This is a genomic window from Flavimobilis sp. BM9, from assembly GCF_058313055.1.
This window is the reverse complement of sequence record NZ_JBZEMO010000001.1, coordinates 13891-27896: the sequence shown is the minus strand read 5'-3', so window position 1 is coordinate 27896 and position 14006 is coordinate 13891. Positions and strand designations below refer to the sequence as shown.

17 protein-coding genes are annotated in these 14006 nt (G+C 70.3%); 6 read left to right on the top strand and 11 right to left on the bottom strand.

Annotation, left to right across the window (positions count from 1 at the left end; translation table 11 throughout):
• Positions 1 to 2 precede the first annotated feature (2 nt).
• From AC4F3Q_RS00145 to AC4F3Q_RS00135, 3 genes are read left to right on the top strand one after another with little or no spacing between them, the layout of a single operon-like run.
• The gene (locus tag AC4F3Q_RS00145) at positions 3 to 761 is read left to right on the top strand and encodes a class F sortase (RefSeq protein ID WP_491038252.1); all 759 of its coding nucleotides are present in this window, start codon (positions 3 to 5) and stop codon (positions 759 to 761) included.
• On the top strand, positions 758 to 1387 hold the full coding sequence (locus AC4F3Q_RS00140; protein WP_491038251.1) for an RNA polymerase sigma factor: 630 nt from the start codon (positions 758 to 760) through the stop codon (positions 1385 to 1387). The genes AC4F3Q_RS00145 and AC4F3Q_RS00140 overlap by 4 nt, the downstream gene beginning before the upstream one ends.
• Entirely contained in the window at positions 1368 to 2285 is a 918-nt protein-coding gene (locus AC4F3Q_RS00135; RefSeq protein ID WP_491038250.1) for an anti-sigma factor domain-containing protein, read from the top strand. Before AC4F3Q_RS00140 ends, AC4F3Q_RS00135 begins: the two co-directional genes overlap by 20 nt.
• Positions 2286 to 2409: 124 nt before the next feature.
• Here AC4F3Q_RS00135 and AC4F3Q_RS00130 read toward each other — a convergent pair whose 3' ends face one another.
• Both AC4F3Q_RS00130 and AC4F3Q_RS00125 read right to left on the bottom strand, forming a co-directional pair.
• Positions 2410 to 3021: a histidine phosphatase family protein gene (locus tag AC4F3Q_RS00130; protein WP_491038249.1), complete on the bottom strand. Its 612-nt coding sequence runs from the start codon at positions 3019 to 3021 to the stop codon at positions 2410 to 2412.
• Positions 3021 to 3494, bottom strand: coding sequence for a tRNA (cytidine(34)-2'-O)-methyltransferase (locus tag AC4F3Q_RS00125; RefSeq protein ID WP_491038248.1), 474 nt, complete (start codon positions 3492 to 3494; stop codon positions 3021 to 3023). Before AC4F3Q_RS00125 ends, AC4F3Q_RS00130 begins: the two co-directional genes overlap by 1 nt.
• 61 nt (positions 3495 to 3555) lie before the next feature.
• Between AC4F3Q_RS00125 and AC4F3Q_RS00120 the strand changes: the two genes are divergently transcribed.
• Genes AC4F3Q_RS00120 through AC4F3Q_RS00110 form a run of 3 tightly spaced genes read left to right on the top strand, consistent with a single transcriptional unit; the run spans position 3556 to position 5553 of the window.
• Positions 3556 to 4059 (top strand): GtrA family protein, encoded by a 504-nt coding sequence (locus tag AC4F3Q_RS00120; protein WP_491038247.1) that lies wholly within the window; start codon positions 3556 to 3558, stop codon positions 4057 to 4059.
• Positions 4060 to 4094: 35 nt separating this feature from the next.
• The gene (locus AC4F3Q_RS00115; protein ID WP_491038246.1) at positions 4095 to 5180 is read left to right on the top strand and encodes an aldo/keto reductase; all 1086 of its coding nucleotides are present in this window, start codon (positions 4095 to 4097) and stop codon (positions 5178 to 5180) included.
• 43 nt (positions 5181 to 5223) lie between these two features.
• The gene (locus tag AC4F3Q_RS00110) at positions 5224 to 5553 is read left to right on the top strand and encodes a cupin domain-containing protein (RefSeq protein ID WP_491038245.1); all 330 of its coding nucleotides are present in this window, start codon (positions 5224 to 5226) and stop codon (positions 5551 to 5553) included.
• 20 nt (positions 5554 to 5573) lie between these two features.
• On the opposite strand, the gene AC4F3Q_RS00105 is transcribed toward AC4F3Q_RS00110, so the two are convergent.
• The 9 genes from AC4F3Q_RS00105 to AC4F3Q_RS00065 form a co-directional block, all read right to left on the bottom strand.
• On the bottom strand, positions 5574 to 6338 hold the full coding sequence (locus AC4F3Q_RS00105; RefSeq protein WP_491038244.1) for an SDR family oxidoreductase: 765 nt from the start codon (positions 6336 to 6338) through the stop codon (positions 5574 to 5576).
• Positions 6335 to 7369: a zinc-dependent alcohol dehydrogenase gene (locus AC4F3Q_RS00100; RefSeq protein WP_491038243.1), complete on the bottom strand. Its 1035-nt coding sequence runs from the start codon at positions 7367 to 7369 to the stop codon at positions 6335 to 6337. The genes AC4F3Q_RS00105 and AC4F3Q_RS00100 overlap by 4 nt, the downstream gene beginning before the upstream one ends.
• On the bottom strand, positions 7366 to 8379 hold the full coding sequence (locus tag AC4F3Q_RS00095) for a C-terminal binding protein (protein ID WP_491038242.1): 1014 nt from the start codon (positions 8377 to 8379) through the stop codon (positions 7366 to 7368). The genes AC4F3Q_RS00100 and AC4F3Q_RS00095 overlap by 4 nt, the downstream gene beginning before the upstream one ends.
• Positions 8380 to 8420: 41 nt before the next feature.
• Positions 8421 to 9206, bottom strand: a complete 786-nt coding sequence (locus AC4F3Q_RS00090; RefSeq protein WP_491038241.1) for an SDR family oxidoreductase — start codon at positions 9204 to 9206, stop codon at positions 8421 to 8423.
• Between the two features lie 53 nt (positions 9207 to 9259).
• On the bottom strand, positions 9260 to 10024 hold the full coding sequence (locus AC4F3Q_RS00085) for an IclR family transcriptional regulator (protein WP_491038240.1): 765 nt from the start codon (positions 10022 to 10024) through the stop codon (positions 9260 to 9262).
• A 26-nt stretch (positions 10025 to 10050) separates the two neighbouring features.
• Entirely contained in the window at positions 10051 to 10884 is an 834-nt protein-coding gene (gene kduI, locus AC4F3Q_RS00080) for a 5-dehydro-4-deoxy-D-glucuronate isomerase (protein ID WP_491038239.1), read from the bottom strand.
• 88 nt (positions 10885 to 10972) lie between these two features.
• Entirely contained in the window at positions 10973 to 12277 is a 1305-nt protein-coding gene (locus AC4F3Q_RS00075) for a TRAP transporter large permease (protein ID WP_491038238.1), read from the bottom strand.
• A 12-nt stretch (positions 12278 to 12289) separates the two neighbouring features.
• Positions 12290 to 12796 carry a TRAP transporter small permease gene (locus AC4F3Q_RS00070; protein ID WP_491038237.1) on the bottom strand — a complete coding sequence of 169 codons (507 nt, stop codon included), beginning with the start codon at positions 12794 to 12796 and terminating at the stop codon, positions 12290 to 12292.
• A gap of 31 nt (positions 12797 to 12827) precedes the next feature.
• Positions 12828 to 13829 (bottom strand): TRAP transporter substrate-binding protein, encoded by a 1002-nt coding sequence (locus AC4F3Q_RS00065; RefSeq protein ID WP_491038236.1) that lies wholly within the window; start codon positions 13827 to 13829, stop codon positions 12828 to 12830.
• Between the last annotated feature and the right edge of the window lie 177 nt (positions 13830 to 14006).

Here is a 14006-nt window from a genome sequence, read left to right as displayed (position 1 = left end):
CCATGCACCCGACCGGACGAGCTCTCCTCTCGCTCACGGCCCACGGTGCACCCCGGCCGGCGTCCCGCCCGCTCCTCGGAGCGGCGCGGGGCGCTCGGCCCGCGGGGGCTCGGGGCCGTGCGCGGTCCCGGGCTGCCGCAGTCGTCGTCGCCACGTCGCTCGCGCTCGCCGCCTGCTCGGGCGGCACGGTGACCGACGTCCCGGCCCCGACGCCGTCGGCTGTCTCCCCGACGGCGTCGGCCGCGGAGCCGGCCGCTCCCGTCGTCGTCCCGGACGTCCCGGTGGCCTTTGCGATCGGCGTCCCCGACGCCGCCCCACCGGCACCGGCGACGCTCACGATCGAGGACCTCGACATCGCGATGGCGGTCGACGCCGTGGGCGTCGAGCCTGACGGGACCATGACGATCCCCGAGGACGGGGACCGCGCCGGCTGGTACCGCTACGGCCCCGCCCCTGCGGACAGCGCGGGTGCGGTCGTCGTCGCGGCGCACGTCGACACCCTCGCTGGCCTCGGGCAGTTCTCCCGCCTCGTCGACATCGACGAGGGCACCCGCGTCACCGTGACCGACGACGACGGGCAGACCTTCACATACACGGTCACCGACATCGAGCGCATCGCGAAGACCGACGTGCCGCTCGAGCAGGTCTTCGACCGTGCAGGTGACAGGCGCCTTACCCTGGTCACGTGCGGTGGCAGGTTCGACCGCAGCACCGGACACTATGTGGACAACGTGATCGTCACCGCCGTACCCGCACCATGACCGCACTGACGACCGCACCACCGCCCACGCGCAGAGGAGAGCACGTGACCGTCACCGCGCGCGCTGACGACGACGCCCTCCGGGCGCTCGGCGCAGCCTTCGCCGGCGGTGACGAGAGCGCACTGCGCGAGGCGTACGAGCGCTGGTCAGCCCTCGTGCACACGGTCGCGATGCGGTCGCTCGGCAACCGCAGCGACGCCGAGGACGTCACCCAGGCGGTGTTCGTCGCAGCGTGGCGCGGGCGGCAGGGCTTCGACCCCGACCGCGCCAAGCTCTCGACGTGGCTCATGGCGATCTGCCGCAACAAGGTCGCAGACGCCCACGAGGCCCGGACACGGTCGCGGAAATCCGAGACTGCCGCCGTCGTGCTGGCCCCGGACGTCGCCGGGACCGAGGAGTCCGCCGCGGACCGCGTCGCGGACCGCGTGCTCGTCGCCGACGAGCTCGACCGGCTCGGCGACCCCGCCGGCACCATCCTTCGGCTCGCCTTCTTCCGCGAGCTGACGCACACAGAGATCGCCAAGGAGCTGGCCCTGCCGCTCGGTACGGTGAAGAGTCACGTCAGGCGCGGCCTGACCCGATTGCGCACACGACTGGAGGTGGACGGTGCAGCACGTCGATCCTGACGTCCTCGCGCTCGTCGCGCTCGGAGAGGACGCCGCGAGCGCCTCCGAGCGTGAGCACCTCGCCGTGTGCGAGCACTGCCGTGCGGAGCTCGCCGAGCTTTCCTCCGTCGTCGCGACCGGACGCTCCGTCACGCCCGAGGACGCGCTCGTCCCCGCCGCGCCCGAGGTGTGGGACCGCGTCAGCGCCGAGCTCGGTCTCGGTGGCGAGGGCGGTACCTCGGGCAGCGGGTCGTCGCCCGACGCGGGCCCTGCGGGCGTCCAGTCCTTCCCCGGTACGCCCGTCCCCGCGGACGCGCCCGTCCCCGTCGTCGACCTGCACGCCGCGAGCGTCCCGCCCGTCGTGCCGGTCGTCCCTCCGGCGGGAGACGCCGAGGACGGTCTGCAGCCTGACGAGCGCGCCGACGAGACCCGGGCGACCGTCACGGATCTGTCGTCGCGACGTCGTGGGTCGTCGCGCGGCGGACGCGTGCAGATGCTCGTCGCAGCGTGCGCAGCACTCGTCGTCGGAGTGACCGGCGGCATCCTCTGGGAGCGACGCGGGTCCGAGCCCCAAGAGGCCCCGATCGCGAGCGCAACCCTCGTCGCGCTCCCCGACTGGCCCGACGCGCGCGGAGAGGCGCGCGTCAAGGAGGTCGACGGTCACCGCCAGGTCGTCGTCGACCTCAACGCGCCGACGAGCGCCGACGGCTACCGCGAGGTGTGGCTCATCGCTTCCGACCTCTCCGGGCTCGTGAGCCTTGGCGTGCTGCAGGGGCAGGAGGGGCGTTTCGACATCCCGTCGGGCCTCGACCTCGAGAAGTACTCGCTCGTCGACGTCTCCGAGGAGCACTTCGACGGCGACCCGGCGCACTCGGGCGACTCGATCGTCCGCGGCCCCCTCGAGCCCAGCCAGGCCTGAGCGCGAGGTAGGCCCTCCCCCGCGAGATAGCCCCTCCCACGCGACGTAGGCCCCGGCACGCCCCTACCCCGCGCGGAACTTCCTACTTCGGCGCGCACGGCGAGGGACCGTCCGGCCGCGACCGTCAGGCCGGGATCGGGACGTTGTACGAGTCGAGCGCGGCCGCGCCGTCGTCCGCGAGGTCGAGCGTGGTCACCGTCGCGTTCCGCAGGTTGGGGAACACCTGCCGGTAGGACTCCGGGTCGATCCCGAGCAGCGCGCACAGCACGAGCCGCAGCAGCGTGGAGTGCGCGACGACGAGCACCCGTCCGTCGGGCTGCTGCGCGCAGATCTCACGGAACGCCGCAGCGGCGCGGGCGATCGCGTCGTAGCCGCGCTCCCCACCGGGCAGCGGCACCGATGCCGGGGACCGCAAGAAGGCGTCGACCGCGTCCGGGAACACGACGCCCATCTCGCTGCGCGTGAGCCCTTCGCCCTTGCCGAACGCGACCTCGACGAGGCGTGCGTCCGTGCGCAGCTCGAGTCCCGCGGCCTCGGCCGCGGGCGCAGCCGTGTCGATCGCGCGCTGCAACGTCGACGACCACACGGCGTCGAGCCGGGCGGAGGCCGCCCACCGGGCGAGGGCCTGCGCCTGCTCGTGCCCGACGTCGGTCAGCGGCACGTCCGACGAACCCGCATACCGGTTGCCCTCGTGCCACACGGTCTGACCGTGCCGCACGAGCAGGAGCGTCGTCATCACTCGCCCCCGGGGAAGCCGGCCTGGCGCCACGCCTCGTAGATCGCAATGGATGCCGAGCTGGTCAGGTTGAGGGAGCGGCGCTGCGGGAGCATCGGGATGCGCAGCTGCGCGCCGATCGCCGGGTGCGCGAGCACCTCGTCCGGCAGGCCGGTGGGCTCGGGGCCGAAGAGCAGCACGTCGTCGTCCCGGTACTCGACGTCGGTGAAGCGCTGGGTCGCGTGCGTCGTGAAGGCGAGGACCCGCGCGTCGCCCCACGCGGCGACGGCCGCGTCGAGGTCCGGGTGGACGACGACGTTCGCGAGGTCGTGATAGTCCAGCCCTGCACGGCGGAGCTTGGGCTCAGAGAGGTCGAAGCCGAGCGGTTCGATCAGGTGGAGCGGCGCGCCGGTCACCGCGGACAGGCGGATCGCGTTGCCGGTGTTCTGCGGGATGCGGGGCTCGAAGAAGGCGATGACGGGCACGCCTGCCATCGTCCCACGGGTGTGACGCAACCGTTCCCTCGGGGGCGCTCGTCGTGTGGTAGAAATTCATGTGACGTCTGCTCTCGCCCCCTCGGTTCTCGACCCGTCCGAGGCATCGGTAGCCACGTCCCTCCTCCCCGCTCGGGGCGCCGCGATCGTCGCCCGCCTGGCCGAGATCGCGCGTTTCGGCGCTGTCGGGACGATCGCCTTCTTCGTGGACCTTGGCGTCTACAACCTCCTGCGCTTCGGCCCTGGTGACGCCCCGCACGCGTCCGCCCTGTGGGCCAAGGTCATCGCCGTCGTGCTCGCGACCGCCGTCTCGTGGCTCGGGTCGCGGCACTGGACGTTCGCGGACCGCCGCACCGACCAGCCTGCACGCGAGGCGCTCAGCTTCCTCGTCGTCAACGGCCTCGGCATGGCGATCTCCCTGCTGTGCCTCGTCGTCGCGACGGACATCCTCGGCCTGACGTCGCCCCTCGCGGAGAACATCGCAGCGAACGGCGTCGGCCTCGCGCTCGCGAACGTGTTCCGCTACTTCGCGTACCGCCACCTGGTGTTCTCCGAGTCGCGCTGACGCCGTCGGCCCCCCACGGGCCGTAGCCTGGACAGATGACGACGCCGTCCTACACCCCCGACTCCTCCCGCTACGCGAACGCCACCTTCCGGCGGTGCGGCCGCTCCGGGCTCGACCTGCCTGCCCTCTCCCTCGGGCTGTGGCACAACTTCGGGGACACCAAGCCGTTCGACGAGCAGCGTGCGATCCTGCGTCGCGCGTTCGACCTGGGCATCACGCACTTCGATCTCGCGAACAACTACGGCCCGCCGTACGGCTCCGCCGAGGAGAACTTCGGCCGGCACATGGCCGCCGACCTGCGCCCGTTCCGCGACGAGATGGTCATCTCCTCGAAGGCCGGCTACGACATGTGGCCCGGCCCGTACGGCGACGGCGGCAGCCGCAAGTACCTGCTGTCCTCGCTCGACCAGTCCCTGACCCGCATGGGCCTCGACTACGTCGACATCTTCTACTCCCACCGCCCCGACCCGTCGGTGCCGATCGAGGAGACGATGGGCGCCCTGCACACCGCCGTGACGAGCGGACGCGCGCTCTACGCCGGCATCTCGAACTACACGCCCGCGCAGACGCGCGAGGCGCAGCGCGTCCTCGCCGAGCTCGGCACGCCGTTGCTCATCCACCAGCCGAGCTACTCGATGTTCAACCGGCACGTCGAGCTGCCCGACGCCGCGTCGACAGCCGACGCGGACGCCGTCGCGGACGGCGCGCGGTTCGCCCCCGCGCCGACGGGCGAGTCGCTCCTCGACACGGTCGGCGACCTGGGCATCGGCATGATCGTGTTCTCGCCGCTGCACCAAGGGCTGCTCACGGACCGCTACCTCACGGGTGAGGTTCCTGCGGGCTCGCGTGCCGCCGTCGGGCACTTCCTCAAGCCGGAGCGCATCTCGCCGTCGTACCTCGAGCGGGCGCGAGGCCTCGCCGAGATCGCGGCGGGGCGCGGACAGAGTCTCGCGCAGCTGGCGCTGAGCTGGGTGCTGCGCGACGCTCGCGTGACCTCGGCACTCATCGGTGCGAGCAGCGTCGCCCAGCTCGAGAACAACGTCGCGGCGCTCGAGGCGCCTCCGTTGACGGCCGACGAGCTCGCGGCGATCGAGCCGCTCGCGGTCCACGGCACGGTCTGACCGCCGTCAGGTGATGCTGGCGCGCGGGTGGCACAGTGGGCGCATGGAGAAGTTCTCGCTCGTCGCGATCGGCCGCCAGCAGCTCGACGCCGCACGGGCCGCGAGCAGCGGCCGCGCGGCGCAGACGGTCTACGGCGGTCACGAGCACGTGCTGCGCCAGACGATCGTCGCCCTGCGCGCCGGTGCGCGGCTCGACGAGCACGACAGCCCCGGCGAGGCGACCGTCCAGGTACTGTCGGGCCGCGTCGTGCTCGTCGCCGCGAGCGCGTCGTGGGAGGGCGCCACGGGCGCGCTGCTCGTCGTCCCGGCGGAGCGGCACGCGGTCGAGGCGCTCGATGACTCGACGTTCCTGCTGACGGTCGCCAAGCGCTGAGGCGGGCGCTGAGCCGGGAGCTAGCGCGCCATCCAGCCGCCGTCGACGGCGATGACCTGCCCGTGGACGTAGCGCGCGGCCGGGCTCGCGAGGAACACGACGACGCCACCCATGTCCTCGGGCGTGCCCCACCGGCCGGCGGGGATCCGCACGGAGAGCTGTTCGAGACGCACCGGGTCGGCGAGGAGCGCCTCGTTCATGTCGGTCGCCATGTAGCCGGGGGCGACGGCGTTGACGTTCACGCCCTTGCCCGACCACTCGTTGCACAGCGCCTTGGTGAGCTGCCCGACCGCGCCCTTCGACGCCGCATACGCCGCGACGTTGAGCCCACCCTGGAAGGTGAGCAGGGAGGCGGCGTTGATGATCTTGCCCTCGCCGCGCTCGAGCATGGGCCGCCCGAAGAGCTGGCAGAGCTGGAAGACGGCGCGCAGGTTGACGTCGAGGACGGCGTCCCACGCGTCGAGGGGGAACTCGGCCGCGGGGTAGCGGTCCTGGGTCCCGGCGTTGTTCACGAGGATGTCGACCGTGTGCGCGGCGAGGACCTCGGCGGCGACCTGGTCGATCGACGCGGCGTCGGCGAGGTCGACGCGGTAGAACGAGACCTTGCGGCCGCGCTCGGCCGCGTACGCCTCGAGCTCGGCTGGCACGCCGCCGCGTGCGAGGACGACGACGTCGGCTCCTGCGTCGAGGAGGGCCTGGGACATCCCGAGGCCGAGACCGCGTCCGCCGCCGGTGACGACGGCGGTGCGTCCCGTCAGGTCGAACGCCGGGTTGGGGGTGCTCATGCGTCTGCTCCGTCCGGGAGGGGGGTGACAAGGACCTTGAGGGCGTCAGCGCCGGTGGTCGCGGCGTCGAACGCCTCGGTCACCTGGTCGAGCGGGTAGGCGCGGGTCGGGAAGGTCTCGAGCCCGAGCTCGCCGGACGCGATGAGCTCGATCGCGCGGACGACGTCGGCCGTCGTGTAGACGCGCACGCCCTGGAGCGACTGCTCCTTGAAGCAGATCGCCTGCAGGTCGACCGGGGTCGGCTGCTTGTAGACGCCGACGATGACGATGCGACCGAGGACGCGCGTCGCGGCGGCGAGCTCGGCTGCGACGGACGGGTGCGCTGCCGAGTCGAACGTCGTGTCGGCCCCCTCCCCGCCGGTGAGCCGCGCGAGGTGCTCGGTCATGGTCACGCCGTCGGGGACGACGTCGAACCCCATCTCGTCGGCGACGGACCGGCGCCAGGCGCTCGGCTCGGTCACGACGACGCGGCCGGCGCCCGCGTGGCGGGCGACGAGCGCGGTGAGCAGACCGATCGGTCCGGCGCCGAACACGGCGACCGTGTCTCCGCGCTCCATGCCGGACAGCTCGACGGCGTGGACGGCGACGGCGAGCGGCTCTGCGAGCGCGGCGGTGCGCGGGTCGACGCTCGAGGGCACTGCGTGCAGCACGCGCGGCGGGAGCGCGACGTACGGCGCCATGCCCCCCGGGGCGTCGATGCCGAACAGGCCGAGGGCGTTGCACACGTGCGCGCTGCCCGTCGTGCACGCTCTGCACCCGCCGCACGAGATGAGCGGCTCGACGACGACGAGCTGCCCGACGTCGAGCCCGCTGTCGCCCGGCTGCTCGATCCAGCCGGACATCTCGTGACCGGGGACGAGCCCGTGCTGCGCGCGCGGGTGCTTGCCGTGGTAGATCGACAGGTCGGTCCCGCAGATCCCGTTGTACGCGACCCGGACGAGCGCCCAGCCGTCGGGGACCTCGGGGAGCGGGATCTCCTGGATCTCCGCCGTGTCCGTGGCGGTCCACACGGCTGCCTTCATGGTGGTCATCGCTGCGCTCCTTCGCGTGCGGGGGCGCACGAGACGTTGCGCCCAGGGGCCCCGAGCACCTCGGGGTTGACGATGTTGCGCGGAGCGCGGCCGGAGCAGACGTCGACGACGTTCTCGATCGTGCGGCGCTTGAGCTCGTCGTACGACTCCTCGGTGTACCAGGCGAGGTGCGGCGTGAGGACGACGTTGTCGAACGTGGTGAGCGGGTGGTCGGCAGGCAGGGGTTCGGTCTCGTGGCAGTCGATGCCCGCACCGCCGAGCGCTCCGGCGCGCAGCGCGTCGACGAGGGCGTCGGTGTCGATCACGCCGCCACGCGCGGTGTTGACGATGATGGCGTCGCTGCGCATCCGGTCGAGCTGTGCGGCACCGATCATGCCGCGCGTCTCGTCCGTCAGCGGCGTGTGCACGGACAGCACCTGGCACCGCTCGAGCAGCTCGTCGAGGCTCACGTGCGTCACGCCGCGGAACTCGGTCGCGCCGTCGGGCGCCGCGGCGTCGTACCCGATCACCTCGTAGCCGAGGCCGGCCGCCTTGCGGGCGGTCGCCGTGCCGATGAGGCCGAGGCCGAGCACCCCGAACACGCGGGCGCGCGTCTGGTAGAGCGGTCGGACGGCAGGCAGGTCGAACGCTCCCGCCCGGAGGCCACGGTCGAGCCGCGGGATGCCCCGCGCGACGGCGAGCGTGAGCCCGATCGCATGGTCGGACACGGACTCGGTGCCGTAGTCGGGGACGTTGCAAACGGCGATGCCGCGTGCGCTGGCTGCGGGGACGTCGACCGAGTCGACGCCGACGCCGTAGCGGCCGATGACGCGCAGCCGCGGCAGCCGGTCCATCAGCTTGCCTGTGATCTGTGCGTACTGGACGAGGATGCCGTCGGCGTCCGCGCACGCCGCGACGATCGCGTCGTCGTCGAACGCCTGACGGATCGTCAGCGTCGCGCCCGCCGCGTCAGCGACGCCCTGCTCGGGGGCGAACGAGTCGTGGTCGCACTCGGTGGTGGTGATCTGCACGGTGATTCTCCCGGTGCGTCGAGGCTGGGGTGGGCAGACGGTCAGCGGGCGAGCCAGCCACCGTCGACGGGCAGGATCGCCCCGTTGACGTACGACGCCGCGCGGGAGGCGAGGAACAGGACGGCGCCCGCGATGTCGTCGGCCTGGGCCCAGCGTCCTGCGGGGATGCGGTCGAGGATCGCCTCGGAGCGGTCCGCGTCGTCGCGCAGCTGCTGGGTGTTCGCGGTCGCGACGTAGCCGGGGGCGACGGCGTTGACGTTGAGGCCCTTGCTCGCCCACTCGTTCGCGAGCGCCTTCGTGAGGCCGGCGATCGCGGACTTTGACGACGTGTAGCCCGGGACGTTGATACCGCCCTGGAACGAGAGCATCGACGCGGTGTTGATGATCTTGCCGCTGCCGCGCTCGATCATGGTCCGTCCGATCTCGCGCGACAGCACCCACGCGGTGCGCAGGTTGACGTCCATGACGTGGTCGAAGTCCTCGTCGGAGTGCTGCGCGGCGGGCGTGCGGCGGATCGTGCCGCCGTTGTTGACGAGGATGTCGACAGGCAGGTCGGCGAGCCGGGCGGCGAGAGCGGCGACGGCGTCGCGGTCGGAGAAGTCTGCGCGGATGGGGGTGAGCTCGCGCCCCGCGCCCTCGACCGCGGTGCGGACGTCGGACTCACCCAGCTCCATGTTGTGCGAGACGCCGACGACGTCCGCGCCTGCTCGCGCGAGCATCGTGGCGATCGCGAGACCGATCCCCTGGCTCGCGCCTGTCACGACGGCGAGCTGCCCCTCCAGGGAGAAGAGGTCGGTGAGGTGTGCGGGGACGGTGCTGGTGCTCATGGTGTGTCTCTCGTTCGGTTCAGTCGGTCGCCCAGAGGCTGGGCGCCGGTGGTTCAGTGCGTGATGTGGCCCAGTGCCTCTGAGATGGCATCGGCGGTCGCGATCGCGTGCGGCGCCATCGCCTCCATCTGCGCCTCGTCGTGCTCGACGGCGATCGAGGAGATCGAAAGGCCGTACTTGACCGTGCCTGTGTGGTCGCGGATCGGGGCGGCGACGCAGACTACGCCGGGCACGTTCTCCTCGCGGTCGCGGGCGTAGCCCTTGGCGCGGACGTCGGCGATCTCGTCGCGCAGCCCGTCGATGGTGGTGATGGTGTGCGCAGTACGCGCCGTCAGGCCTGCACGGGCGACGAAACGCTCGAGCTCCTCGTCGCTCCAGTCCGCGAGGACGACCTTGCCGATGCCTGACGAGTGCATCGGGATCGCGTGGCCCACCCGCGACGGCATCTGGTAGGGCTTGTCCGAATCGCTGCGCACGAGGTAGACGATCTCGTCGCTCGCGACGACGCCGACGTGGACCGTGCAGTGCACGAGCGCGACGAGCCGCTCGACGTGCGGGCGGGCGATCGAGGAGATGTCGATGTTCTCGAGCGCCCGGCCCGCAAGGGTGAGGATCTTGGGGCCGGGCTGGAACTGCCCGTCCGACGACACGAGGATGAACTGGCGGTCCTGGAGCGTCGCCAGGATCCTGTGCGCCGTCGCCTTCGCGAGACCGGTCGCCTCGACCACGTCCGTGAACCGAGAGTGCGTGAGCGCGGCCTCGAGGACGAGGAGAGTCTTCTCGCTCGCGCTCGCGGCGTGCGTGGTCGGCTCGGTCATGTCATTCCCCTGTCTCGTCGCGCAGATCAGCGCATGTCCGTGACGGCGAAGCCGTCCATGTCGTCGAACGACTGATTCTCCCCGGCCATGCCCCAGACGAAGGAGTACGACGCGGTCCCTACTCCCGAGTGGACGGACCAGCTCGGCGCGATGGTCGCCTCGCGATTGCCGACGACGAGGTGGCGCGTCTCGGTCGGCTCCCCCATGAGGTGGATGACGCGGGCGTCCTCGGGGAGGTCGAAGTAGAGGTATGCCTCCATGCGCCGGTCGTGGGTGTGCGCGGGCATGGTGTTCCACATGCTGCCGGGGTGCAGGGTGGTGACGCCCATGACGATCTGGCAGGACCTGACGCCGTTCTCGTGGATGTACTGGTTGAGCGTGCGCCGGTTCGAGGTGAGCGCGTCGCCGAGCTCGCGGACGTTGCCCTGGCCTGCCTCGACGAGCGTCGTCGGGTACGCCGTGTGTGCGGGTGCGCTCATGACGTAGAACGCTGCGGGAGCCTCGGCACCTCCAGCCGAGGCGAAGGTGACGTCCTTGACGCCGCGACCGAGGTAGAGGCACGAGCCCTTCGTGAGCGTGTACGTGGTCCCGTCTGCGGTGATCGTCCCGGTCCCGCCGACGTTGATGACCCCGGCCTCACGGTGCTCGAGGAAGTGCTCGGACCGGATCTCGGGGAACGTCGGCAGGTCGAGAGGCTTGCTGGTCGGGCTGACCCCCAGGAGGACGACACGGTCCTGGTGGGTGTAGACGGCGCCGACCGCGTCGTCCCGGAAGAGGTCCTGGACGAGGTAGCGCGAGCGCAGCTCTGCCGTGTCCATCCCGGGTACGTGCTCGGGGCTGGTGGCGTAACGCTGTTCCATGAGGTTTCTTCTCCTATATATAGGGAGGTCTTGCGAGGTGGTCCGGGTGCCGGCCCGCTCGGGGGGACGGGCGCGGCACCCGGACGGGTCAGAGGAGTCCGAGCGCCGTCGGCAGCCAGGTGGAGAGCTGCGGGACGAACGCGACGACGACCAGGACGACGACGAGTGCGAGGAAGAACGGCACGAGCCGCCTGATGACGTCCTCGATCCTGAGGTTGGCGACCTTCGCGCCGACGAACAGCACGGGGCCTACCGGGGGCGTGATCGTGCCGATGCTCAGCGCGAAGCACATGATGATGCCGAAGTGGATCGGGTCCATCCCGAAGCTCGTGACGATGGGCAGGAAGATCGGCACGAAGATCAGCACTGCGGGGGTCGGGTCCATGAAGCACCCGATGACCAGGAGCATCAGGAGGATGAGCAGTACCAGGATGGTGGGGGTGTCGGAGATGGAGAACATCGCGTCGGCGACCATCTGCGGGATCTTGGCGAAGCTCATGACCCAGCCCATGATCGAGCTGACGCCGACGAGGAACATGACGATCGCGGTGGTACGTGCGGAGTCGAGGAGGATCGGGAAGAGGTCCTTGACCTTGATGCTCCGGTAGATGAACGACAGCACCAGCGCGTAGACGACAGCGATGCACGACGCCTCGGTCGGGGTGAAGATGCCGCCCAGGATTCCGCCGATCACGACGACGATGAGCAGGAGCGAAGGGATCGCGTCGACGACGACGAGCACTCGCGTCTTCATCGGGACGCGCTCGGTGAGCTTGAGCTCGGAGCGCTTGCGTGCGTAGAGGTAGACGATGATCATGCACGCGAGCGCCCAGAGAATGCCGGGGATGTAGCCGGCGACGAACATCGCCGCGATCGACGTGCTCGAGACGAGCGAGTAGACGATCATCAGGTTGCTCGGGGGGATCAGCATCCCGGACGGCGCCGACGCGATGTTCGTGGCGGCGGCGAAGTTCCTGTCGTAGCCCTCCTTCGCCTGGAGCGGGCCCATCGTCGAGCCGACGGCGGCGACCGCCGCGACGGCCGAGCCGGAGACCGCTCCGAAGAGGGCGTTGGCGGCGACGTTCGTCTGGGCGAGCGATCCGGGCATCCGCCCGACGAGCACCTTGGCGGCGTTGATGAGCTTGAGTGCGATGCCCCCGTTGTTCATGATGACGCCGGCCAGCACGAAGAACGGTATGGCGAGCAACGAGAAGTTGTTGATGCCGCGGAACATCTGTTGCGCGGACGTGAGCATGCCGTTCTCGAACCCGAGGGCCGAGACCATGGCGAGCGCCGACGAGAGGCCGACGGCGACGGAGATCGGCGCGCCTGCGAGCAGCAGGACGACGAGACCGACGACGAGGACGAGCCCTGCGAGAGCTGCGGTTTCCATCTGCGACCCTCCTTACAGGACGTCCGGCTCGGCGTCCGTGAGCACGCCGGACTCGGCACGCCGCAGGATCGCGACCAGATGGTAGAGCGTGTAGAAGATGATGAGCACGCCCGAGATCGGCAGTGCGGTGTAGAGCCAGCCGACGTTTACGGGGAGCCCGGTGAGGTTCTGGTCCCACGCGAGCGCCGAGACCTTGTACCCGCCGTAGACGAGCACGAGCGCCGCGAACAGGAGGATGGCGACCTGCACGAGGACGCCGACCCAGTGCTGGAGCTCGCGAGGCAGCTTGGCCACGGCGAAGTCCACGAAGATGTGGCCGCGTTCGCCGAACACGAGGGCGGACCCGAAGAGCCCGAGCCAGATGAAGAGGTACTTCGCGAGCTCTTCCGACCAGCTGCTCGGGCTGTCGAGCACCTGGCGCGTGAACACCTGCCAGGTCACGTCGACGACGAGCGCGCCGAACAGGATGACGCAGAACCACGCGAGCGCCCTGTCCAGACCTGTCTTGATCTTGTTCATGGTGTAGTCCTCAGATCCGCCCTCGTGAGGGTCACTTGGCCGCGGCGCGGATCTTCTCGTAGATGCCCTTGACGGTGTCGTTCGAGAGCTTCTCCTCGATCAGCGGCTCGAGCGCGGTGCGGAACGCGGCGGCGTCGACCTCGTTGAACTCGGCGCCGGCCTTCGTGGCGATGTCGATCGAGCGGGTCACCTCGTCGTCCCAGTAGCCGGCCTCGGCGGTGAGGGCCGTCTGGACCTCTTCCTTGAAGGCGGTGCGGTCGGCCTCGGACATGCCCTCGAGGATCTTCGGGTTCGTGATGAGGAAGTCCGGGAACATCAGGTGGCGCGTGTACGAGTAGTACTTCGCGATCTCGGCGTGCTTGAGGTTGGCGTAGATCGACTCGTTGTTCTCGGCGCCGTCGAGGACGCCGGACTGGATGGCGGTGTAGACCTCGCCCTGACCCATCGGGGTGCCGGAGCCACCCATGAGCTCCATCATCCGCAGGTTGGTGTCGGACTCGATGACCCGGATCTTCATCCCGGCCAGGTCGGCAGGCGTGTTGATCGGCTTCTCGGAGTTGTAGACGGAGCGGATGCCGCCGTGGAAGCCAGCGACGACCTCGATGTTGGAGCTCTTGAGGGTCTCGAAGATCTCGCCGGAGATCTCCGGGTCGTTGACGGTCTCGCGCTGGTGGTCCTTGCTGTCGAACGTGAACGGCAGGTTGAAGACCACGAAGTCCGGGTTGAAGTTCTCGAGCAGCGAGCCGGCGACCATCGCGAAGTCGACCGAGCCTGCCTGGACCAGCTCGAGCGTGTCCTTCTGGGTGCCGAGCGTCTCGTTCGGGAACACCTCGAGGTCGTAGCGGCCGTCGGTGCGCTCCTTGAGGCGGTCACCGAGCTCCGAGATGGCCTTGTACTGCGGGTGGGTCTCGGTCTGGTTGAACGCGACCTTGAAGACCTTCGTGCTGCCCTCGTCGTCCGAGCTGCAGGCGGTCAGACCGAGAACCCCCATGGCTCCGATCGCGAGAATCGAAACGACCTTGTTTCGCTTCATGAGGTGGCTCCTCTCGAGGGCTGACGCTGGTGGGCCGCAGAAGTGCTGGGGGCCGGTCCGATGCTCGACATCGAGCGGAGGTGATCGAACGACCTTGTTGCGATCCCACACCGTCACCCGCGACGATGTGATTCAGAATGGAACTCAGTTCCAGTGGACGGAACTAGTAAGCCATGG